Source organism: Streptococcus sp. Marseille-Q6488 (genome assembly GCF_946902925.1).
Taxonomy (GTDB): Bacteria; Bacillota; Bacilli; order Lactobacillales; family Streptococcaceae; genus Streptococcus.
The window spans coordinates 1-23,564 of the sequence record NZ_CAMPPZ010000018.1 but is presented as its reverse complement, the minus strand read 5'-3'; the positions used below and the strand labels follow the sequence as shown (position 1 = coordinate 23,564).

Sequence of the window (23,564 nt, the reverse complement as noted above, 5' to 3'; positions counted from 1 at the left end):
GTAGCCTATGTTAGATGTAGAAGTGATTCGCAAGGATTTTCCAATTTTAGACCAGATTGTTAATGATGAACCATTGGTTTATTTGGACAATGCTGCGACGACACAAAAACCACTAGCAGTTCTGGAAACGATTAACCGCTATTATGAGCAGGACAATGCCAATGTTCATCGTGGGGTTCATACCTTGGCGGAGCGGGCGACTGCTTCCTATGAAGCTGCTCGTGAAACCATTCGTAAGTTTATCAATGCAGGGTCTACAAAGGAAGTTCTCTTTACTAGAGGAACGACAACCAGTCTTAATTGGGTAGCGCGCTTTGCAGAGGAAGTCTTGACTGAGGGAGACCAGGTTTTGATTTCCGTCATGGAACACCATTCCAATATCATTCCTTGGCAGGAAGCCTGCCGTAAGACTGGAGCGGAGCTTGTCTATGTCTATCTCAAGGATGGAGCTCTGGATATGGATGATTTGCGAGCTAAATTGACTGATAGAGTCAAGTTTGTCTCCCTAGCTCATGCATCAAATGTCCTTGGTGTGGTCAATCCGATTAAAGAAATCACTAAAATGGCCCACCAAGTTGGAGCTATCATGGTGGTGGATGGTGCTCAATCTACGCCTCATATGAAGATTGATGTTCAGGACTTGGGTGTGGACTTCTTTGCCTTTTCAGGTCACAAGATGGCTGGTCCAACTGGTATCGGTGTTCTTTACGGCAAAGAAAAGTATCTGGAGCAAATGTCACCCCTTGAATTTGGTGGTGAGATGATTGATTTCGTTTATGAACAATCTGCTAGTTGGAAGGAATTGCCTTGGAAATTCGAGGCTGGAACTCCTAACATGGCTGGTGCAATCGGACTTGCTGCCGCAGTGGATTATCTGGAAAAGATTGGTATGGATGTCATTGAAGCCCATGAACAGGAATTGATCGCCTACGTATTTCCAAAATTGCAGGCAATTGAAGGACTGACCATTTATGGTTCACAGGACTTGGCTCAACGTTCAGGTGTCATTGCTTTTAACCTAGGCGACCTTCATCCTCACGACCTTGCAACGGCTTTGGATTATGAAGGTGTGGCAGTTCGTGCGGGTCACCACTGTGCGCAACCCTTGCTCCAGTATTTGGATGTTCCAGCAACAGCTCGTGCAAGTTTTTATATCTACAATACCAAGGAAGATTGCGACAAGCTAGTCGATGCCTTACAAAAGACAAAGGAGTTTTTCAATGGCACTTTCTAAACTAGATAGCCTTTATATGGCAGTGGTAGCGGACCATTCGAAAAATCCACATCATCAAGGAAAGTTGGAAGATGCTGAACAAATCAGTCTCAACAATCCGACCTGTGGCGATGTCATCAATCTCTCTGTCAAGTTTGATGCAGATGACTGTTTGGAAAATATCGCTTTTCTAAACTCAGGTTGTACCATCTCAACTGCCTCTGCAAGCATGATGACAGATGCTGTTTTGGGCAAGACCAAGCAAGAAATTTTAGAACTTGCGACTATTTTTTCTGAAATGGTTCAAGGACAAAAAGATGAACGCCAAGACCAACTAGGCGATGCAGCTTTTTTGTCAGGTGTTGCCAAATTTCCGCAACGAATCAAATGTGCAACCCTAGCTTGGAACGCCCTTAAGAAAACAATCGAAAATCAAGAAAACAACTAAGACAAGTTTCTTTTGTCTTATGAATTAGTAGAAATGAAGAATGAAAGAAAGGATATTATGGCTGAAGAAAGAGTAGAACCAAAACCAATTGACCTTGGTGAATATAAATTTGGTTTCCATGATGATGTAGAGCCTGTCCTATCGACAGGAAAAGGATTGAATGAAGATGTCATTCGTGAACTATCAGCTGCTAAGGGAGAACCTGAGTGGATGTTAGAATTCCGTTTGAAGTCTTATGAAACCTTCAAAAAAATGCCTATGCAAACTTGGGGAGCAGACTTGTCAGAGATTGACTTTGATGACTTGATCTACTACCAAAAACCATCTGATAAGCCAGCCCGTTCTTGGGATGACGTTCCTGAAAAAATCAAAGAAACCTTTGAACGTATTGGGATTCCGGAAGCTGAGCGTGCCTATCTAGCAGGTGCCTCTGCCCAGTATGAGTCAGAAGTGGTTTACCACAACATGAAGGAAGAGTTCCAGAAATTGGGGATTATCTTTACAGATACAGATTCTGCCCTCAAGGAATACCCAGACTTGTTTAAACAATACTTTGCCAAGTTGGTACCGCCAACAGATAACAAATTAGCTGCCCTCAACTCAGCAGTATGGTCTGGTGGAACCTTTATCTACGTACCAAAAGGTGTCAAGGTAGATATTCCACTTCAAACTTACTTCCGTATCAACAACGAAAATACTGGTCAGTTTGAACGTACCTTGATTATCGTTGATGAGGGAGCAAGTGTCCATTACGTAGAAGGATGTACAGCGCCAACTTATTCAAGTAACAGCTTGCATGCGGCCATCGTAGAAATCTTTGCCTTGGATGGAGCTTATATGCGTTATACGACTATCCAAAACTGGTCTGATAACGTCTATAACTTGGTAACCAAACGTGCTAAAGCTCAAAAGGATGCCACTGTTGAGTGGATTGATGGTAACTTGGGTGCTAAAACAACCATGAAATATCCATCTGTTTACCTTGATGGAGAAGGGGCGCGTGGTACCATGCTTTCGATTGCCTTTGCCAATGCTGGGCAACACCAAGATACGGGTGCTAAGATGATCCACAATGCTCCACATACTAGCTCGTCTATTGTGTCTAAATCCATCGCTAAAGGCGGAGGAAAGGTTGACTACCGTGGACAGGTAACCTTTAACAAAAACTCTAAGAAGTCTGTTTCTCACATCGAGTGTGATACCATTATCATGGATGACTTGTCAGCATCAGATACCATTCCGTTTAATGAAATTCACAACTCGCAAGTAGCTTTGGAACACGAAGCTAAGGTATCTAAGATTTCTGAAGAACAACTCTATTATCTCATGAGCCGTGGATTGTCAGAATCTGAGGCAACTGAGATGATTGTTATGGGATTTGTAGAACCCTTCACAAAAGAGCTTCCAATGGAATATGCTGTTGAGCTAAACCGCTTGATTAGCTATGAGATGGAAGGATCAGTTGGGTAAAATTTGATTTTAGATATACTCAAAATCAAGGACTTTGAAGATGAATTTGTAATAAAAAAATCGCGATTTTAAACCGCGATTTTTTTATAATTTCTCATTAACAAATCGGATAAACTGATTCCACCAAACTTTTAAGAAGAAGGCTTTTTCAACATTCTTTTCTGCTACCATTTCGAAACTAGGGCGCTCTGTGGTGATGTAACCTTGACCGATCAAGTCCTTGTCTTCGTAAGTCAGATGGCCAACCACTGTTCCAGCTTCAAGTGGTGCTGGGATTGTTTTAGAATCGGGAGTGAATTGAACAGATTGGGAAGATTGGTTCCCAACACGTTCAATTAGATAGATATCCTCTGGGGCCACTGCAGTGACCGTATCTTCTTTTCCATCTTGTACAGGGGCTTTGCTATCTTGATAGGCATCGCCTTGCTGAACGATTTTGCGAAGTGTAAATGTAGAAGAAATATAATCCATTAGTGAAGATGTAGCTGTAAATCGAGCGTAAGGATTATTGTCTTGATGATCTGCATTTAAAACAACTGTGATGACTCTCATGCCTTTTTCGACAGTAGTACCAACAAAAGACTCTCCAGCCTTATCTGTTGTTCCTGTTTTTAGCCCATCAAAACCACCACGGTAAGCAGGCATACCTTCTAACATGTAGTTGGTTGAAGTGATTGTCATCCCAGCAAAAGTAGAAGAAGGTTTTTTGGTGATTTCTAAGACTTGTGGGTATTTTTTGATGAGGTTGCGGGCAACGATGGCAACATCATAAGCACTGAGCTTATTTTCATCATCTTTATTAGATTCTGGGTAAATGTTATCCCCTAGAGTCTCATTGTTAAGACCAGTTGTATTGACAACCGTGGCATCATTGATTCCCCATTCCAGGAGTTTGGCACGCATCATATCGACGAAGTCTTTCTCTGAGCCAGCAATTTTCTCAGCTAGGGCAATAGCGGCACTGTTGGCACTAGATACCAGAGTTGCTTCAAGCAACTCTTCGACAGTATAATTACGGGCCTCCATAGGAACATTACTGGCTTCAGAATTTGTCGTCAATTGATAAGGATAATCAGAAATATCTACTGGGGTGGATAGTGTGATACTTCCATTTTCCAGAGCTTCATAGACTAGATAAACAGTAATCAATTTTGTTATGGAAGCAATTTCGACAGGTTGCGTTGCATCCTTCTCATAGAGAATTTTACCAGTATTTGCCTCAACAGCAATGGCATGTTTTGCAGCAATATTAAAATCTTGAGCAGCAACAGTAGAAGCACCTCCTAAAAGGGAGACAGTTAATAAAGTTAAAAATATTTTTTTCATAGTAGTCTTATTCTATCATAAAGAAAAAAAATATTCTTGCTTTAATAATTCATCCGTTAAGCTTTTTGAAAATATGGTAAAATAGAGTGAGGGAGGTAACTCATGTTTCGTAGAAATAAATTATTTTTTTGGACCACAGAAATTTTACTCTTAACAATCATCTTTTACCTATGGAGACAGATGGGGTCTTTGATTAACCCTTTTGTTAGCGTGCTTAATACAATTATGATTCCATTTTTATTAGGGGGCTTTCTTTATTATTTGACAAACCCTATTGTTACTTTCTTAAATAAAGTCTGTAAACTCAATCGTTTGCTTGGTATTTTAATTACCTTGTGTGCTTTGGTCTGGGGAATGGTCATAGGTGTTGTCTATCTCTTACCTATTTTGATTAATCAGTTATCTAGCTTGATTATATCTAGTCAAACTATTTATAGTCGAGTACAAGACTTAATCATAGACTTATCTAATTATCCTGCGCTCCAGAATTTGGATGTAGAAGCTACAATTCAGCAGTTAAACTTATCCTATGTTGATATTCTTCAGAATATCCTAAATAGCGTATCAAATAGTGTGGGGAGCGTCTTGTCAGCTCTTATCAGTACTGTTTTGATTTTGATTATGACTCCGGTTTTTTTGGTTTATTTCCTATTAGATGGACATAAATTCTTGCCCATGCTTGAAAGAACGATTCTAAAGAGGGATCGCTTGCATATTGCAGGTCTCTTAAAGAATTTAAATGCGACGATTGCTCGCTATATTAGTGGAGTTTCGATTGACGCAATCATTATAGGTTGTTTGGCTTATATTGGCTATAGTATTATTGGTTTAAAATATGCTTTAGTTTTTGCTATTTTTTCTGGTGTAGCCAATTTAATTCCTTATGTGGGGCCAAGTATTGGTTTGATTCCTATGATCATCGCAAATATATTCACTGATCCCCATAGAATGCTGATTGCAGTGATTTATATGCTTGTTGTTCAGCAGGTAGATGGTAATATCTTATATCCTCGAATCGTAGGAAGTGTTATGAAGGTTCATCCAATCACGATTTTGGTTTTACTTTTGTTGTCAAGCAATATCTATGGTGTAGTTGGAATGATTGTCGCAGTGCCGACCTATTCTATCTTAAAAGAAATTTCTAAGTTCTTATCCCGTTTGTATGAAAATCATAAAATAATGAAAGAACGAGAAAGAGAATTAGCTAAGTAAAACTCAGGAGAACCCTGATTTTTCTTTACTGGAAGTGGCCTTTAGATTAGAAGATTGAAAATAAGTTAAAGTCCTAAACTAATTTTCACAGCTAAGAATAGTAGAAGTTAATCTGATAAAAATCGAAAAACCAGTGGAATTCCGTGTCAGGATAAGTTCCACTGGTTTTCATAGTCTATTAAAGTTTGAATGGAACCTATTTATTTTAGTTTAATAAGTGAAAATTATTCCGAATAATATAAGGATTTATTTTATAGTTTTTAAACTCAAATGAATTGAAACAAAGAGAGTAGGAAAATTCTCATCTGAAAGTATTTTAGAATAATTTTCTTAGTGAATTTCTTCAAAACAGATAGCTTTATCTTAGGTATGTGTTAATTGGATTTTGTAAACTCTATTCACAATCGTAAAGTTATGCACTGAGAAAGTTGTAGTTAGTCTCCCAGTTTGCTAAATTTCTCGAATAGTATCTTTTTTAGGTACGTGATTTCCTTTTTGCATTTTTGTGTTAGATAAGGTATAATGGTTTTATTGTCTTTTGGGGTCGTTACGGATTCGACAGGCATTATGAGGCATATTTTGCGACTCGTGTGGCGACGTAAACGCTCAGTTAAATATAACTGCAAAAAATAACACTTCTTACGCTCTAGCTGCCTAAAAACCAGCAGGCGTGACCCGATTTGGATTGCTCGTGTTCAATGACAGGTCTTATTATTAGCGAGATACGATCAAGTCTCGTCTAGCGGCTTGATAAGAGATTGATAGACTCGCAGTTTCTAGGCTTGAGTTATGTGTCGAGGGACTGTTAAACTAATACATAACCTATGGTTGTAGACAAATATGTTGGCAGGTGTTTGGACGTGGGTTCGACTCCCACCGGCTCCATTGATAATTTACATTGTTTTGTAAATCTTTCTAAAACGTTGTTTTTACAACGTTTTTTATTTTATTCTTTGGTATTCTTTTGCAAAAAAAGAATACAACATTTTGTTGTATCCTAAATATTAAATCAAGTCCTGAATTTTCTTAAGTTTTTATCATATTTTCTGTTATAATTAAGGTGCCTTAAGAAAAATAATGAAAAAACTAAATGTTTTTCATATAGTTTTCATTTTTTGTGTTATAATTAAGGTGCCTTAAGAAAAATATTAATGTGCCTTAAGAAAAATATTAATGTGCCTTAAGAAAAATAATGAAAAAACTAAATGTTTTTCATATAGTTTTCATTGTTTTAATAGTTTAAAGTCAATCTTATTTTTCTCTAATAGAAAATAATGAAAAAGTAGGTTTAGAAAGAGGTAAGTATCTATGTCTTCTCATAAAAAAGTGTCACTCTCTGAGATTAATCAATCTATCGATACTCCAAATAACAATCATTTCTGGCAAAATTTAAAGGCCTTTTTAGGTCCGGGTGCTCTTGTCGCAGTTGGTTATATGGATCCAGGAAACTGGATTACCAGTGTAGTCGGTGGTGCTTCCTATAAGTATAGTCTCTTGTTTGTTATCTTGATTTCATCTCTCATTGCCATGCAACTTCAGCAGATGGCAGGAAAGCTTGGTATTGTAACCCAGATGGACCTGGCTCAAGCAACGGCTCATCATTCACCTAAATGGCTTCGTTATAGTCTATGGGTGATTTTAGAATTAGCCTTGATGGCGACAGATCTGGCAGAAGTTCTAGGTTCAGCGATTGCTCTCAATCTTCTCTTTAAGATTCCGATTATGATAGCCATCCTCTTGACCGTGTTGGATGTTTTTCTCTTATTGCTTCTGATGAAATTTGGCTTTAAGAAGATTGAAGCTATTGTGACAACACTGATTTTAACCATTCTAGCAATTTTTACCTATCTTGTAGCCTTGTCACATCCAAGCTTCCAAGGAATCGTTGAGGGTTATCTACCGAATGCAACCTTATTTGAAAGTCCTTTGCCAGGGCATGAAAGTCAATTAACCTTGGCACTAGGGATCGTGGGAGCAACTGTTATGCCTCATAACCTCTATTTGCATTCATCCTTGTCACAGACTCGTAAAATCAATCACAAGGACAAAAATGATGTTCGAAAAGCCGTACGCTTTATGACCTGGGATTCTAATCTCGAGTTATCCTTGGCCTTTGTCGTTAACTCCCTTCTTTTGATCTTAGGAGCGGCTCTCTTTTTCGGCCATGCATCCGAGATTTCTGCCTTCTCTCAAATGTATAATGCCTTGCAGGATTCTACTATTGCAGGAGCTATAGCTAGCTCGACCTTATCAACCTTGTTTGCCTTGGCTTTATTAGCCAGTGGTCAGAATTCGACAATTACGGGTACCTTGACTGGACAAATCGTTATGGAAGGTTTCTTGCATATGAGATTGCCTCAATGGTTCATTCGTTTGGCGACTCGCCTCTTTGCCTTGCTACCTGTCATGATAGTTGCAGTTCTGTTTGGTCATCAGGAAAAAACCTTGGATCAGTTATTGGTCTATTCACAGGTCTTTCTTTCAATCGCTCTTCCGTTTTCAATCTTCCCTTTGATTTATTTAACTTCTAAGAAATCACTGATGGGCGAATTTACCAATGCTAAATGGAATACCATCCTTGGTTATATTGTTTCCATTATCTTAACAATTCTCAATGTGAAATTGTTATTTGATATTTTCTAAGAAATTCACCCGAGTTATAAAACAAGCATATAAGAAAAAAGATACCCAAGATTTCTTGGGTATCTTTTTTAAAATAAACGGAAGACATGGGATTCGAACCCACGCACGCTGTTACACGCCTACCGCGTTTCCAACACGGCCTCTTAAGCCTCTTGAGTAATCTTCCAATACTTACTCCAATAGTCTACCATAAAGGCTCTTATCTTGCAATAAAAATTCTGGAAATAAGAAAAATGATAGAATTTGAAAGAAAATGATAAAAAATGCTTGACTTTGAAATAAAGTATGATAGAATGAATAGTGTAAACAATAACAGGAGGTGATTCGGTGTTAAAAACAGAGCGGAAGCAACTGATTTTAGAGGAGTTAAATCAACATCGTGTAGTTTCTCTAGAAAAATTAGTTAGTTTGCTAGAAACGTCAGAATCAACGGTTCGAAGAGACTTGGATGAGTTGGAGGTAGAAAACAAGCTTCGTCGCGTGCATGGTGGAGCAGAATTGCCCCACTCCTTGCAGGAAGAAGAAACCATTCAAGAAAAATCTGTCAAAAACCTTCAAGAGAAGAAGTTGCTGGCTCAGAAAGCAGCCTCTCTTATCAAGGAACAAGATGTCATCTTTATCGATGCTGGAACAACGACAGCCTTTTTAATTCATGAATTGGTCAATAAAAATGTCACAGTCGTGACCAACTCGATTCACCATGCTGCTCAGTTGGTTGAAAAGCAGATTCCAACTGTCATGGTTGGAGGAAGTGTCAAGATGGCGACAGATGCTAGCATTGGGGGCGTTGCTCTTAACCAGATTAACCAATTGCACTTTGACCGTGCCTTTATCGGGATGAATGGTGTGGACGATGGCTATTATACGACTCCTGATATGGAGGAGGGGGCTGTGAAGCGTGCTATTTTAGAGAATGCCAAACAGACCTATGTCTTGGTGGATTCGTCTAAAATTGGACAAACTTGCTTTGCCAAGGTAGCACCACTCAAACGAGCTATTGTTATCACAAGTCAAGGGCATGATCTCTTGCAGGCTATTAAGGAGAAAACGGAGGTAATAGAAGTATGATTTATACAGTCACACTCAATCCATCCATTGATTATATCGTGCGTTTGGACCAAGTCCAAGTCGGTAGTGTCAATCGTATGGACAGTGATGATAAGTTTGCTGGTGGGAAAGGAATCAATGTCAGTCGTGTCTTGAAACGCTTGGATATATCAAATACAGCGACGGGATTTATTGGTGGCTTTACTGGTAAATTTATCACAGATACTTTGGCTGATGAAGCAATCGAGACACGATTTGTCCAAGTGGCAGAAGATACTCGTATCAATGTCAAGATTAAAGCGGACCAAGAAACAGAAATCAACGGGACTGGTCCAAATGTTGAACCAGCTCAGCTAGAAGAATTGAAAGCTATCTTATCGAGTCTGACAGTAGAAGATACGGTTGTGTTTGCGGGTTCGAGTGCTAAAAACTTAGGAAATGTTATCTACAAGGATTTGATTGCCTTGACACGCAAGACTGGTGCGCAAGTCGTTTGTGATTTTGAAGGACAGACCTTGATTGATAGTTTGGACTACCAGCCACTTTTGGTCAAACCAAACAATCATGAACTTGGAGCGATTTTTGGAGTGAAACTCGAAAGTTTAGATGAAATTGAGAAATACGCTCGTGAGTTACTGGCTAAAGGTGCTCAAAACGTCATTATTTCTATGGCTGGTGACGGTGCTCTTCTTGTCACATCTGAGGGAGCTTACTTCGCAAAACCTATCAAGGGAACAGTCAAAAATTCAGTTGGAGCTGGTGATTCTATGGTTGCCGGGTTCACAGGTGAATTTGTCAAATCAAAAGACGCAGTAGAAGCCTTCAAATGGGGAGTGGCTTGTGGAACAGCAACGACATTCTCAGATGACTTGGCAACGGCAGAATTTATTAAAGAAACATATGAAAAAGTTGAGGTAGAAAAACGATGAAAATTCAAGACCTATTGAGAAAAGATGTTATGTTGCTGGATTTGCAGGCAACTGAAAAAACTGCTGTCATTGAAGAGATGATTAAAAGTTTGACAGACCACGGTTATGTGACAGATTTTGAAACATTTAAAGAAGGTATTTTGGCGCGTGAAGCCTTGACTTCTACTGGTTTAGGAGACGGTATCGCAATGCCTCACAGCAAAAACGCTGCTGTCAAAGAAGCGACAGTTCTCTTTGCTAAGTCAAACAAGGGTGTTGACTATGAGAGTTTGGATGGACAAGCAACTGATCTATTCTTCATGATTGCAGCTCCAGAAGGTGCCAATGATACTCACCTAGCAGCCTTGGCAGAATTGTCTCAATACTTGATGAAAGACGGATTTGCAGACAAACTTCGTCAAGCAACATCAGCTGACCAAGTCATCGAACTTTTTGACCAAGCTTCAGAAAAAACTGAGGAACCTGTTCAAGTACCTGCCAATAACTCTGGTGACTTTATCGTGGCTGTTACAGCTTGTACGACAGGTATTGCCCACACTTACATGGCCCAAGAAGCCCTTCAAAAAGTGGCTGCTGAAATGGGTGTTGGCATTAAGGTCGAAACCAACGGTGCTAGCGGTGTTGGAAACCAACTAACTGCGGAAGACATCCGTAAGGCTAAAGCTGTTATCATCGCAGCAGATAAGGCCGTTGAAATGGATCGTTTCGATGGAAAACCATTGATCAATCGTCCAGTTGCAGACGGTATTCGTAAGACGGAAGAATTGATTAACTTGGCTCTTTCAGGAGATGCTGAAGTCTACCGTGCCGCTAATGGTGCAAAAGCTGCAACAGCCTCTAACGAAAAACAAAACCTTGGTGGTGCCTTCTACAAACACTTGATGAGTGGTGTATCCCAAATGTTGCCATTTGTTATTGGCGGTGGTATCATGATTGCCCTTGCCTTCTTGATTGACGGTGCTTTGGGAGTTCCAAATGAAAATCTTGGTAATCTTGGTTCCTACCATGAGCTAGCTTCTATGTTCATGAAAATTGGTGGAGCTGCCTTTGGTTTGATGCTTCCAGTCTTTGCAGGTTATGTTGCCTACTCTATCGCTGAAAAACCAGGTTTGGTAGCAGGTTTCGTGGCTGGTGCTATTGCCAAAGAAGGTTTTGCCTTTGGTAAAATCCCTTATGCAGCAGGTGGTGAAGCAACATCAACTCTTGCAGGTGTCTCATCTGGTTTCCTAGGTGCCCTTGTGGGTGGATTTATCGCAGGTGCTTTGGTTCTTGCTATCAAGAAATACGTTAAAGTTCCTCGTTCACTTGAAGGTGCTAAATCAATTCTTCTCTTGCCACTTCTTGGAACAATCTTGACTGGATTTGTCATGCTAGCTGTGAACATCCTAATGGCAGCAATCAACACTGCTATGAATGACTTCCTAGGTGGTCTTGGAGGAGGTTCGGCTGTCTTTCTTGGTATCGTCCTTGGTGGAATGATGGCTGTTGACATGGGTGGACCAGTTAACAAAGCAGCTTATGTCTTTGGTACAGGTACGCTTGCAGCGTCTGTTTCTTCAGGTGGTTCTGTAGCCATGGCAGCAGTTATGGCTGGAGGAATGGTGCCACCACTTGCAATCTTTGTCGCAACTCTTCTTTTCAAAGATAAATTTACTAAAGAAGAACGCAACTCTGGTTTGACAAACATCATCATGGGCTTGTCATTCATCACTGAGGGAGCAATTCCATTTGGTGCCGCTGACCCAGCTCGTGCAATCCCAAGCTTCATTCTTGGTTCAGCAGTAGCAGGCGGACTCGTTGGTCTTGCTGGGATCAAACTCATGGCACCACACGGAGGAATTTTCGTTATCGCCCTTACTTCAAATGCTCTCCTTTACCTTGTTGCTGTCTTGGTAGGAGCAATCGTAAGTGGTGTGGTCTATGGTTACCTACGCAAACCACAAGCATGAAACTTAGATAGAAAATGAAAAGATTGGACCGTTTGGTGCAGTCTTTTTCTCTTTCCGAAATGCCTGTGAAATATGGTATAATAGAAGAATGGCAAACAAGAATACAAGTAAAACAAGACGGAGACCGTCTAAAGCAGAACTCGAAAGAAAAGAAGCGATTCAACGAATGTTGATTTCGTTGGGAATCGCCCTTTTATTGATTTTCGCAGCCTTCAAATTAGGGGCTGCAGGTATCACTCTTTACAATTTAATTCGCTTGCTGGTGGGTAGCCTAGCTTATCTAGCAATATTTGGTATTCTGCTCTACCTCTTCTTTTTCAAGTGGATACGAAAACAGGAAGGACTCTTATCAGGATTTTTTACCATATTTGCAGGTTTGCTCTTGATTTTTGAAACCTATTTAGTTTGGAAATATGGTTTGGACAAGTCGGTCCTAAAAGGAACCATGGCGCAGGTTGTGACGGATTTAACTGGTTTTCGAACGACCAGTTTTGCTGGAGGGGGCTTGATTGGTGTCGCTCTTTATATTCCAACCTCCTTTCTCTTTTCAAATATCGGCACTTACTTTATTGGTTCTATCTTGATTTTAGTGGGTGCCCTCCTAGTCAGTCCTTGGTCTGTTTACGATATTGCTGAATTTTTCAGTAGAGGCTTTGCTAAATGGTGGGAAGGACATGAGCGTCGAAAAGAGGAACGCTTTGTCAAACAAGAAGAAAAAGCTCGCCAAAAGGCTGAGGAAGAGGCTAGATTAGAACAAGAAGAGACCGAAAAGGCCTTACTCGATTTGCCTCCTATTGATATGGAAACGGGTGAAATTCTGACAGCAGATGTTGTGCTTGACGTTCCTCCTGTTCCAGAAGAAGACTGGGTGGAACCAGAAATCATCCTGCCTCAAGCCGAACTTGAATTCCCTGAGCAGGAAGATGGCTCTGATGACGAAGATGTTCAGGTCGATTTTTCAGCCAAGGAAGCCCTCGAATACAAACTTCCAAGCTTACAACTCTTTGCCCCAGATAAACCCAAGGATCAGTCTAAAGAGAAGAAAATCGTCCGGGAAAATATCAAAATCCTAGAAGAAACCTTTGCTAGCTTTGGTATCAAGGTAACAGTTGAACGGGCTGAAATTGGGCCATCAGTGACCAAGTATGAAGTCAAGCCAGCAGTTGGAGTACGGGTCAACCGCATTTCCAATCTAGCAGATGACCTCGCTCTAGCCTTGGCGGCCAAGGATGTCCGAATCGAAGCACCTATCCCAGGGAAATCTCTAGTCGGAATCGAAGTACCCAACTCTGAAATTGCGACAGTTTCTTTCCGCGAACTATGGGAACAATCTCAAACGAAAGCAGAAAATCTCTTGGAAATTCCTCTAGGAAAGGCGGTTAATGGCACTGCAAGAGCTTTTGACCTTTCTAAAATGCCCCACTTGCTAGTTGCAGGTTCAACGGGTTCAGGGAAGTCAGTAGCTGTTAACGGCATTATCGCTAGCATCCTCATGAAGGCGAGACCTGACCAAGTTAAATTTATGATGGTCGATCCCAAGATGGTTGAGTTGTCTGTTTACAATGATATTCCCCACCTCTTGATTCCAGTCGTGACCAATCCACGTAAGGCCAGCAAGGCTTTGCAAAAGGTCGTGGATGAAATGGAAAATCGTTATGAACTCTTTGCCAAGGTGGGAGTTCGGAATATTGCAGGTTTTAATGCCAAGGTAGAAGAGTTCAATGTCCAGTCTGAGTACAAGCAAATTCCGCTACCGCTCATTGTCGTGATTGTGGATGAGTTGGCTGACCTCATGATGGTTGCCAGCAAGGAAGTGGAAGATGCCATCATTCGTCTTGGGCAGAAGGCGCGGGCTGCAGGTATCCACATGATTCTTGCAACCCAGCGTCCATCAGTTGATGTCATCTCTGGTCTGATCAAGGCTAATGTCCCATCTCGAGTGGCTTTTGCGGTATCATCAGGTACAGACTCGCGCACCATCTTGGATGAAAATGGAGCGGAAAAACTGCTTGGACGTGGAGATATGCTTTTTAAACCAATTGATGAAAATCATCCAGTTCGTCTCCAAGGCTCCTTTATCTCGGATGATGATGTCGAGCGCATCGTAAACTTCATTAAGGCTCAAGCAGATGCGGACTACGATGAGAGTTTTGATCCCGGTGAGGTTTCTGAAAATGAAGGAGAATTTTCAGATGGTGAATCTGGTGGTGATCCGCTCTTTGAAGAAGCCAAGGCTTTGGTGATCGAAACCCAGAAAGCTAGCGCATCTATGATTCAGCGTCGTTTATCAGTTGGATTTAACCGTGCGACCCGCCTCATGGAAGAGCTTGAGATGGCAGGTGTCATCGGTCCAGCTGAAGGTACCAAACCAAGAAAAGTATTGCAACAATAAAAAATAGCTTCTTTCCAAGTTTGGAGGGAAGCTATTTTAGTGATTATTGATTAGTTTTATTTTCCGAAGTTGGTGTATTATTGGACTGTTTTTCATTTTCAGTAGCAGGTTTACTTGGAGCAGGAGCAGAAGAATCCTGAGTTGCTGCTTTCTGCTCTTCTTTTTTCTCTTCCTTGACGCTGGCTTTTGGTGTTTCCTCTTGCTGTGTTTTTTCTTGAGTGGTGTTAGTTTCTTTATTGGGACTAGTGTTTTCCTTAGGGGATTCTTTTTGAATTTCTTTGACAATGGTTGTCGTCTGGGTTGTCGTAGGTTCTTTTTTAGTATTTTTGTTATTATCCAAGGCGTTCATGATAGTGATACTTGCGGTAATTAAGCCAAGGATACTAGCGATAGTCGCAACGATTTTTTGAAAGACTGTAAAGCCTTTTTTGATGTGTTCTGTTTTTGGTTTTGAAGTTCTACGATAATTAGACATGCATTCTCTCCTTTAATTAAAATTTATTATACCGCATTTCTTTAAAAAAATCTTAAAAAAAGAGGAATTGCCCTTTCTTGTCGCAGGCTCCGTTTCATGATACAATAGAAGGAGTTATTTTAGAAAGCGTGAGAAAACATGATTTACTTTGATAATTCGGCGACGACCAAGCCCTATCCTGAAGCACTTGAAACCTATATGCAGGTCGCTTCAAAAATTTTAGGAAATCCATCTAGTCTCCATCGTTTGGGAGACCAGGCAACACGAATCTTAGATGCTTCTCGGCAACAGATTGCAGATTTAATCGGTAAGAAAAGCGATGAAATCTTCTTTACTTCTGGTGGGACAGAAGGAGATAACTGGGTCATCAAGGGTGTGGCCTTTGAAAAGGCTCAGTTTGGAAAGCACATCATTGTATCAGCCATTGAACATCCGGCAGTCAAGGAATCAGCTCTTTGGTTGAAAAGTCAAGAATTTGAAGTGGATTTTGCTCCGGTAGATGAGAAAGGATTTGTGGATGTTGAGGCGCTGGCAGATTTGATACGACCTGATACGACCCTTGTTTCTATCATGGCTGTGAACAATGAAATTGGCTCGATTCAACCTATTCAAGCTATTTCAGAACTGTTAGCAGACAAGCCGACTATTTCCTTCCACGTTGATGCGGTTCAGGCGCTTGCCAAGATTCCGACTGAAAAGTATCTGACAGAACGAGTGGATTTTGCGACTTTCTCTAGTCACAAGTTCCACGGGGTTCGTGGTGTTGGTTTTGTCTATATCAAGTCTGGCAAGAAGATTACGCCTCTTTTAACAGGTGGTGGTCAGGAGCGTGATTATCGTTCGACAACTGAAAATGTGGCAGGAATTGCAGCGACAGCCAAGGCCCTTCGTTTGTCTATGGAGAAGCTAGATTTCTTTACAAGCAAGACTGGACAGATGAAGGCAGTGATTCGTCAAGCACTTCTGGACTATCCGGATATTTTTGTCTTTTCAGATGAGGAAGACTTTGCCCCTCATATCCTGACTTTTGGAATCAAGGGTGTTCGTGGTGAAGTCATCGTTCACGCTTTTGAAGACTATGATATTTTCATCTCAACGACCTCGGCTTGTTCGTCCAAGGCTGGGAAACCTGCAGGAACCCTGATTGCCATGGGAGTGGACAAAGATAAGGCCCAGTCAGCTGTGCGTCTTAGCCTAGACCTTGAAAATGATATGAGTCAGATCGAGCAGTTTTTGACCAAGTTAAAATTAATTTACAACCAAACTAGAAAAGTAAGATAGGAGCATTCATGCAGTATTCAGAAATTATGATTCGCTACGGTGAGCTGTCAACCAAGGGCAAAAACCGTATGCGTTTCATCAATAAACTTCGCAATAATATTTCAGACGTTTTGTCCATCTATCCTCAAGTTAAGGTAACGGCAGATCGTGACCGTGCCCACGCTTACCTCAATGGAGCAGATTATACAGCCGTAGCAGAATCACTCAAGCAAGTCTTCGGGATTCAAAATTTTTCTCCAGTATATAAGGTTGAAAAATCTGTAGAAGTTCTGAAGTCTGCTGTGCAAGAGATTATGCAGGATATCTACAAGGAAGGCATGACCTTTAAGATTTCTAGCAAGCGTAGCGACCACAACTTTGAGTTGGATAGTCGTGAACTCAACCAAACACTTGGAGGAGCTGTTTTTGAAGCCATTCCAAATGTGCAAGCTCAAATGAAAAGTCCTGACATCAATCTTCAGGTGGAGATCCGTGAAGAAGCTGCCTATCTTTCTTATGAAACCATTCGTGGGGCTGGTGGTTTGCCAGTTGGAACTTCAGGTAAAGGCATGCTCATGTTGTCGGGAGGGATTGACTCACCTGTAGCAGGTTATCTTGCTTTGAAACGTGGGGTGGATATCGAGGCAGTTCACTTTGCTAGTCCACCATATACTAGTCCCGGTGCCCTCAAGAAAGCGCAGGACTTGACTCGTAAATTGACCAAGTTTGGGGGAAATATCCAGTTTATCGAGGTGCCTTTCACAGAGATTCAAGAGGAAATCAAGGCCAAGGCGCCAGAAGCCTATCTCATGACCTTGACTCGTCGCTTTATGATGCGGATTACCGACCGTATTCGTGAGGTACGAAATGGTTTGGTTATTATCAATGGGGAAAGTCTTGGTCAAGTAGCTAGCCAGACCTTGGAAAGCATGCAGGCTATTAACGCTGTGACCAACACTCCCATCATCCGTCCAGTTGTGACCATGGATAAGTTGGAAATCATTGACATCGCCCAAGAAATCGATACCTTTGACATTTCAATCCAACCGTTTGAAGACTGTTGTACCATTTTTGCACCAGATCGTCCAAAGACCAATCCTAAGATTAAGAATGCAGAGCAGTATGAAGCACGTATGGATGTTGAAGGTTTAGTTGAGCGAGCAGTGGCTGGAATTATGATTACTGAGATTACACCGCAGGTTGAAAAAGATGAAGTTGATGACTTGATTGACAATCTGCTCTAATCAGAAAATCCAAAAGAATTTAGAAAATTAAATGAAAAAGTTAGTTTTTAATTCCAAAAATGGAAGCAAAACTAACTTTTTTTCTATAATTGTGATATAATAAAATAAAATTTTGAATATAGAGAGTTTTCTGACAATGAATCAATCCTACTTTTATCTAAAAATGAAAGAACACAAACTCAAGGTTCCTTATACAGGTAAGGAGCGCCGTGTGCGTGTTCTTCTACCTAAAGATTATGAGAAAGACACGGACCGCTCCTATCCTGTTGTATACTTTCATGACGGGCAAAATGTTTTTTATAGCAAAGAGTCTTTCATTGGACACTCATGGAAGATTATCCCAGCCATCAAACGAAATCCGGATATCAGTCGCATGATTGTCGTTGCTATTGACAATGATGGTATGGGGCGGATGAATGAGTATGCGGCTTGGAAGTTCCAAGAATCTCCTATCCCAGGCCAGCAGTTTGGTGGTAAGGGTGTGGAGTATGCTGAGTTTGTCATGGAGGTGGTCAAGCCTTTTATCGATGAGACCTATCGTACAAAAGCAGACCGCCAGCATACGGCTATGATTGGGTCCTCACTAGGAGGCAATATTACCCAGTTTATCGGTTTGGAATACCAAGACCGAATTGGTTGTCTAGGGGTCTTTTCTTCTGCAAACTGGCTCCACCAAGAAGCCTTTAATCGCTACATCGAGCGTCAGCAACTATCGCCTGACCAGCGCATCTTCATCTATGTGGGAACGGAAGAAGCGGATGATACAGACAAGACCCTGATGGCTGGTAATATCAAACAAGCCTATATCGACTCGTCGCTTCGCTATTACCATGATTTGATAGCAGGGGGAGTACACTTGGGCAATCTTGTTTTGAAAGTTCAGTCTGGTGCCATCCATAGTGAAATCCCTTGGTCGGAGAATTTGCCAGACTGTCTGAGATTTTTTGCAGAAAACTGGTAAAGTAAGAAAGGAGAAAATATGCATATTGAACATCTTAGCCACTGGAGTGGCCATCTCAACCGTGAAATGTACCTCAACCGTTATGGACATGCTGGTATTCCAGTTGTGGTCTTTGCTTCATCAGGTGGTAGTCACAATGAATACTATGATTTTGGCATGATTGATGCCTGTGCCTCTTTTATCGAGGAAGGCCGTGTTCAGTTCTTTACCCTATCCAGTGTAGACAGTGAGAGCTGGTTGGCCACTTGGAAAAACGGTCACGACCAAGCAGAGATGCACCGTGCCTACGAACGTTATGTGATTGAGGAGGCCATTCCTTTTATCAAGCACAAGACAGGTTGGTTTGATGGAATGATGACGACAGGTTGCTCAATGGGCGCCTACCATGCTGTCAATTTCTTCCTCCAGCATCCAGATGTCTTTACAAAAGTGATTGCTCTCAGTGGTGTTTACGATGCACGTTTCTTTGTCGGTGATTACTACAACGATGATGCTATTTACCAAAACTCGCCAGTAGATTATATCTGGAATCAGAACGACGGCTGGTTTATTGACCGTTATCGTCAGGCAGAGATTGTGCTTTGTACGGGTCTTGGTGCCTGGGAACAAGACGGTCTACCGTCTTTCTACAAGCTCAAAGAAGCCTTTGACCAGAAACAAATTCCAGCCTGGTTTGCTGAATGGGGACACGATGTCGCCCACGATTGGGAATGGTGGCGCAAACAAATGCCTTATTTCCTTGGCAATCTCTATTTATAAAAGGAGTTACCTATGAATTACCTTGTTATTTCTCCCTACTATCCACAAAACTTTCAACAGTTTACCATAGAACTAGCCAATAAAGGCATAACCGTCTTGGGAATTGGTCAAGAGCCTTACGAGCAATTGGATGAGCCCTTGCGCAATAGCTTGACCGAGTATTTTCGTGTTGATAATCTTGAGAACATAGACGAAGTCAAACGTGCAGTTGCTTTTCTCTTTTATAAACATGGTCCAATTGACCGCATCGAGTCTCACAATGAATACTGGCTTGAGCTAGACGCAGCACTCAGAGAGCAATTCAATGTTTTTGGTGCCAAACCAGAGGATCTCAAAAAGACGAAATTTAAGTCTGAAATGAAGAAACTTTTCAAAAAAGCAGGTGTTCCTGTGGTCCCTGGAGCTGTTATCAAGACGGAAGCAGATGTTGATCAAGCAGTGAAAGAAATCGGTCTTCCAATGATTGCCAAACCTGATAATGGAGTGGGAGCAGCCGCAACCTTTAAACTTGAGACAGAAGACGATATAAATCACTTCAAGCAAGAATGGGACCATTTGACCGTTTATTTCTTTGAAAAATTTGTCACCTCTAGCGAAATTTGCACCTTTGATGGTCTAGTGGATAAGGATGGAAAGATTGTCTTTTCAACGACCTTCGACTACGCCTATACACCGCTGGATCTCATGATTTACAAGATGGACAATTCCTACTATGTTCTTAAGGACATGGATCCTAAACTTCGCAAGTATGGTGAAGCGATTGTCAAGGAATTTGGTATGAAAGAACGGTTCTTCCATATTGAGTTCTTCCGTGAAGGGGACGACTACATTGCCATTGAGTACAATAACCGTCCTGCAGGTGGTTTCACTATTGATGTTTATAACTTTGCTCACTCTTTGGATCTCTATCGTGGATATGCAGCCATTGTCGCAGGAGAAGAGTTCCCAGTGTCAGAGTTTGAGCCGCAGTATTGTTTGGCTACATCTCGCCGTGCAAATGCTCATTATGTCTATTCTGAGGAGGACTTGCTTGCCAAATATAGCCAGCGGTTCAAGGTTAAAAAAATCATGCCAGCAGCCTTTGCGGAACTTCAAGGAGATTACCTTTATATGCTGACAACTCCGAGTCGACAAGAAATGGAGCAGATGATTGCTGATTTCGGAAAACGTCAAGAATAAGAACTATCGGATTAAGGAAATTCACTCCCTTAATCCTTTTGTTTTGTCTGATAAAAAATAAGAGCATCCTAACAAGATAGCTATCATAAAACTTGTTTGATAACTATTTGAAGCAGGATTAGGTGGTCAGAAATTGAATTTTAACATTTCAATTGAGTCATAGTATTGTGTTTTCGTATCCTTAAATCAGCTAAAAGGATCCATGACGACACCTATACGATATAGTTTTCAAGATACTAAACAAGTCTATTAAAATATTCAGGTGACGCATAGATATAGTTAATTGAAGCTTTGTTTGAAATCTGATAAAATAATGATATTACTAAGTTTTAAAAACTAAAGAAAAGGGAAGATATGATTACAGGCGAATTAAAAAATAAAATCGATCAGCTGTGGGAAATTCTTTGGACAGAAGGAAATGCAAATCCTTTAACAAATATTGAACAGTTGACTTATCTCTTATTTATGAAAGATTTGGATAGTGTCGAGCTTGGACGTGAAAGTGATGCTGAATTTTTAGGGATTCCTTATGAGGGAGTTTTTCCAAAAGATAAACCTGAATACCGTTGGTCAACTTTTAAAAATATAGGAGATGCTCAGGAAGTTTATCGTTTAATGACTCAGGAGATTTTTCCGTTTATTAAAAATCTCAAGGGGGATACAGATGATACAGCCTTTTCACGATATATGCGAGAAGCTATTTTTCAAATAAATAAACCTGCTACGCTTCAAAAGGCAATTTCTATCTTAGATGTTTTTCCAACTAGGGGATTAGATGTAGATTTTGATAATGACAAACAAAGTATTACTGATATCGGAGATATCTATGAATATCTGTTATCAAAATTGTCGACCGCAGGTAAAAATGGACAGTTCCGTACACCTCGTCACATCATCGATATGATGGTTGAGTTGATGCAACCGACCATCAAAGATATCATCTCAGATCCCGCTATGGGTTCTGCTGGCTTCTTAGTATCTGCTAGCCGTTACTTAAAGCGTAAGAAAGATGAATGGGAAACCAATACAGATAATATCAATCATTTTCATAATCAGATGTTTCATGGAAATGATACGGATACGACTATGTTGAGACTTGGGGCGATGAACATGATGCTACATGGAGTAGAAAATCCACAAATCAGTTACCTTGACTCGCTGTCTCAAGATAATGAAGAAGCCGATAAATATACTTTGGTTTTAGCAAATCCTCCTTTTAAAGGCTCACTTGACTACAATTCAACCTCTAATGACCTTCTTGCAACCGTAAAAACCAAAAAAACAGAATTACTCTTTCTTTCTCTTTTCTTGCGAACTTTAAAACCAGGTGGACGAGCAGCAGTTATCGTACCTGATGGTGTCCTTTTTGGTTCGTCGAAAGCTCATAAAGGAATTCGTCAGGAAATTGTAGAGAACCATAAGCTTGATGCTGTAATCTCAATGCCTAGTGGTGTTTTCAAGCCTTATGCTGGAGTTTCAACTGCCATTCTCATCTTTACAAAAACTGGCAATGGTGGTACTGACAAGGTCTGGTTTTACGATATGAAAGCGGATGGTTTAAGTTTGGATGATAAGCGACAACCGATTAGCGACAATGATATTCCAGATATTATCGAACGCTTTCATCATCTTGAAAAAGAAGCAGAACGTCAGAGAACGGATCAATCTTTCTTTGTTCCAGTTGATGAGATAAAGGAAAATGATTATGATTTGTCTATCAATAAATATAAAGAGATTGAGTATGAAAAAGTTGAGTATGAACCAACAGAGGTCATCTTGAAGAAAATCAATGATTTAGAAAAAGAAATTCAAGCTGGCTTGGCTGAATTAGAAAAATTACTCAAGTAGGGAGGTGGCTGTATGCAAAAAGTGAAGTTGGGGGAAGTCTTATCTCTAAAAAAAGGCAAGAAAGCCACTGTACTTGCTGAACAAACAACCCTAAGCCAACGTTATATTCAAATAGATGATTTAAGAAATAATAATAATTTAAAATTCACTGAAAGTTTAAATATGACTGAAGCACTTCCAGATGATATTCTGATAGCATGGGATGGTGCTAATGCAGGAACAGTTGGCTATGGGTTATCGGGAGCTGTTGGTAGTACAATTACGGTCTTAAAAAAGAATGAGCGATACAAAGAAAAAATTATATCAGATTACTTGGGAGTCTTTTTGGAAAGTAAATCGCAGTATTTACGAGATCATTCAACAGGTGCAACAATTCCTCATTTAAACAAGAATATATTACTTGATTTACAATTAGAATTGCTAGGTATCGAAGAACAAGAGAACATTATTTGTATTCTTAATACGATTAAAAGGCTTACTACTAAAAGAAAATTGCAGTTAGATGAACTAAACTTGTTCGTCAAATCCCGATATTCCGAGGAGGTGGTTGCATGAAGAAAGTGAAATTAGGGGAAATTTGTGAAATAGTTACAGGTTCAACTCCAAAGAGTAGTAATCCAAATTATTGGAATGGAGAATACAAATGGATTACTCCTGCAGAAATTAGTGATGATGATTTTATCGTTTTTGACACACAACGGAAAATTACTAAGTTAGGAATTGAAGAAACGGGCTTGAAATCATTTCCTACGGGAACAGTTTTGTTATCATCTCGTGCTCCGATTGGTAAAGTTGCAATTTCAGGATGTGAGATGTATTGTAATCAAGGTTTTAAAAATTTTATCTGCTCAAATAAAATCAATAATGAGTATTTATATTATTTTTTTAAAGCAAGAAAAAATTATTTGAATATTTTGGGGCGAGGAGCAACATTCAAGGAAATATCTAAAAGTATAGTATCTGATATTGAGATTTTTTTGCCAACGTATGATATACAGAGGAAACAAGTTAAAGTTCTAAAAAAAATTGATAAACTTATTTATACTAGAAAAGAACAATTGATTGAGTTTGAATATCTCGTAAAATCCCGATATTCCGAGGAGGTGGTTGCATGACAATCATTTTTTTACAGAATATATTTGAAAAATCTATAAATGGTGAATGGGGTAATGAAGATAGTGGCAAAGGAGAGGCGACAGCAGTAATTAG

Annotated in this window: 19 protein-coding genes, 1 tRNA gene and 1 other RNA gene; 18 read left to right on the top strand and 3 right to left on the bottom strand. The window is 40.3% G+C overall.

Annotated elements, in window-relative coordinates:
* Window positions 1-7: 7 nt before the first annotated feature.
* From OVN23_RS08535 to sufB, 3 genes are read left to right on the top strand one after another with little or no spacing between them, the layout of a single operon-like run.
* A complete protein-coding gene (locus tag OVN23_RS08535) occupies window positions 8-1,234 on the top strand; it encodes a cysteine desulfurase (RefSeq protein WP_173214242.1) in 1,227 nt (408 codons plus the stop codon).
* Entirely contained in the window at window positions 1,221-1,661 is a 441-nt protein-coding gene (gene sufU / locus OVN23_RS08530; RefSeq protein ID WP_173214244.1) for a Fe-S cluster assembly sulfur transfer protein SufU, read from the top strand. Before OVN23_RS08535 ends, sufU begins: the two co-directional genes overlap by 14 nt.
* A gap of 57 nt (window positions 1,662-1,718) precedes the next feature.
* Window positions 1,719-3,131 (top strand): Fe-S cluster assembly protein SufB, encoded by a 1,413-nt coding sequence (sufB, locus tag OVN23_RS08525; protein WP_000797050.1) that lies wholly within the window; start codon window positions 1,719-1,721, stop codon window positions 3,129-3,131.
* A gap of 84 nt (window positions 3,132-3,215) precedes the next feature.
* Here the strand turns inward: sufB and pbp3 are convergent, their stop codons facing one another.
* Window positions 3,216-4,457 carry a D-alanyl-D-alanine carboxypeptidase PBP3 gene (gene pbp3, locus OVN23_RS08520; protein WP_267240973.1) on the bottom strand — a complete coding sequence of 414 codons (1,242 nt, stop codon included), beginning with the start codon at window positions 4,455-4,457 and terminating at the stop codon, window positions 3,216-3,218.
* Window positions 4,458-4,559: 102 nt separating this feature from the next.
* Here pbp3 and cozE point away from each other — a divergent pair, with 102 nt between their 5' ends.
* The 3 genes from cozE to OVN23_RS08505 all read left to right on the top strand — a co-directional run bounded on the left by cozE (window position 4,560) and on the right by OVN23_RS08505 (window position 8,312).
* Window positions 4,560-5,669, top strand: coding sequence for a cell elongation protein CozE (gene cozE / locus OVN23_RS08515; protein ID WP_050079225.1), 1,110 nt, complete (start codon window positions 4,560-4,562; stop codon window positions 5,667-5,669).
* Between the two features lie 540 nt (window positions 5,670-6,209).
* Window positions 6,210-6,557: a transfer-messenger RNA gene (gene ssrA, locus OVN23_RS08510) on the top strand.
* Between the two features lie 420 nt (window positions 6,558-6,977).
* Window positions 6,978-8,312 carry an Nramp family divalent metal transporter gene (locus OVN23_RS08505; RefSeq protein ID WP_000094595.1) on the top strand — a complete coding sequence of 445 codons (1,335 nt, stop codon included), beginning with the start codon at window positions 6,978-6,980 and terminating at the stop codon, window positions 8,310-8,312.
* Between the two features lie 78 nt (window positions 8,313-8,390).
* On the opposite strand, the gene OVN23_RS08500 is transcribed toward OVN23_RS08505, so the two are convergent.
* Window positions 8,391-8,478: transfer RNA gene (locus OVN23_RS08500), tRNA-Ser, on the bottom strand.
* Window positions 8,479-8,639: 161 nt separating this feature from the next.
* On the opposite strand from OVN23_RS08500, the gene OVN23_RS08495 reads away from it, so the two are divergent.
* The 4 genes from OVN23_RS08495 (at window position 8,640) to OVN23_RS08480 (ending at window position 14,629) form a co-directional block, all read left to right on the top strand.
* Window positions 8,640-9,380, top strand: a complete 741-nt coding sequence (locus OVN23_RS08495; protein ID WP_267240972.1) for a DeoR/GlpR family DNA-binding transcription regulator — start codon at window positions 8,640-8,642, stop codon at window positions 9,378-9,380.
* A complete protein-coding gene (gene pfkB / locus OVN23_RS08490; RefSeq protein WP_267240971.1) occupies window positions 9,377-10,288 on the top strand; it encodes a 1-phosphofructokinase in 912 nt (303 codons plus the stop codon). The genes OVN23_RS08495 and pfkB overlap by 4 nt, the downstream gene beginning before the upstream one ends.
* Complete coding sequence (locus OVN23_RS08485) at window positions 10,285-12,237, top strand: fructose-specific PTS transporter subunit EIIC (RefSeq protein WP_267240970.1); 1,953 nt, start codon at window positions 10,285-10,287, stop codon at window positions 12,235-12,237. The genes pfkB and OVN23_RS08485 overlap by 4 nt, the downstream gene beginning before the upstream one ends.
* Before the next feature lie 88 nt (window positions 12,238-12,325).
* Window positions 12,326-14,629 carry a DNA translocase FtsK gene (locus OVN23_RS08480; RefSeq protein WP_319946290.1) on the top strand — a complete coding sequence of 768 codons (2,304 nt, stop codon included), beginning with the start codon at window positions 12,326-12,328 and terminating at the stop codon, window positions 14,627-14,629.
* A 43-nt stretch (window positions 14,630-14,672) separates the two neighbouring features.
* Here the strand turns inward: OVN23_RS08480 and OVN23_RS08475 are convergent, their stop codons facing one another.
* Window positions 14,673-15,104: a DUF6556 family protein gene (locus OVN23_RS08475; protein WP_267240969.1), complete on the bottom strand. Its 432-nt coding sequence runs from the start codon at window positions 15,102-15,104 to the stop codon at window positions 14,673-14,675.
* Between the two features lie 138 nt (window positions 15,105-15,242).
* Here OVN23_RS08475 and OVN23_RS08470 point away from each other — a divergent pair, with 138 nt between their 5' ends.
* The 8 genes from OVN23_RS08470 (at window position 15,243) to OVN23_RS08435 (ending at window position 23,470) form a co-directional block, all read left to right on the top strand.
* Window positions 15,243-16,385 (top strand): cysteine desulfurase family protein, encoded by a 1,143-nt coding sequence (locus OVN23_RS08470; RefSeq protein ID WP_267240968.1) that lies wholly within the window; start codon window positions 15,243-15,245, stop codon window positions 16,383-16,385.
* 8 nt (window positions 16,386-16,393) lie between these two features.
* The gene (thiI, locus tag OVN23_RS08465) at window positions 16,394-17,608 is read left to right on the top strand and encodes a tRNA uracil 4-sulfurtransferase ThiI (RefSeq protein ID WP_173229196.1); all 1,215 of its coding nucleotides are present in this window, start codon (window positions 16,394-16,396) and stop codon (window positions 17,606-17,608) included.
* 136 nt (window positions 17,609-17,744) lie between these two features.
* Window positions 17,745-18,569 (top strand): alpha/beta hydrolase, encoded by an 825-nt coding sequence (locus tag OVN23_RS08460; protein WP_173229194.1) that lies wholly within the window; start codon window positions 17,745-17,747, stop codon window positions 18,567-18,569.
* 18 nt (window positions 18,570-18,587) lie between these two features.
* Window positions 18,588-19,328, top strand: a complete 741-nt coding sequence (locus tag OVN23_RS08455) for an esterase family protein (RefSeq protein WP_049522315.1) — start codon at window positions 18,588-18,590, stop codon at window positions 19,326-19,328.
* 12 nt (window positions 19,329-19,340) lie between these two features.
* The gene (locus OVN23_RS08450) at window positions 19,341-20,507 is read left to right on the top strand and encodes an ATP-grasp domain-containing protein (protein WP_173229192.1); all 1,167 of its coding nucleotides are present in this window, start codon (window positions 19,341-19,343) and stop codon (window positions 20,505-20,507) included.
* Between the two features lie 354 nt (window positions 20,508-20,861).
* Window positions 20,862-22,355: a type I restriction-modification system subunit M gene (locus OVN23_RS08445; RefSeq protein ID WP_050079220.1), complete on the top strand. Its 1,494-nt coding sequence runs from the start codon at window positions 20,862-20,864 to the stop codon at window positions 22,353-22,355.
* Between the two features lie 12 nt (window positions 22,356-22,367).
* Window positions 22,368-22,910, top strand: a complete 543-nt coding sequence (locus OVN23_RS08440; RefSeq protein ID WP_164225977.1) for a restriction endonuclease subunit S — start codon at window positions 22,368-22,370, stop codon at window positions 22,908-22,910.
* Window positions 22,907-23,470: a restriction endonuclease subunit S gene (locus tag OVN23_RS08435; protein WP_173214260.1), complete on the top strand. Its 564-nt coding sequence runs from the start codon at window positions 22,907-22,909 to the stop codon at window positions 23,468-23,470. The genes OVN23_RS08440 and OVN23_RS08435 overlap by 4 nt, the downstream gene beginning before the upstream one ends.
* The last annotated feature ends 94 nt before the right edge of the window (window positions 23,471-23,564 follow it).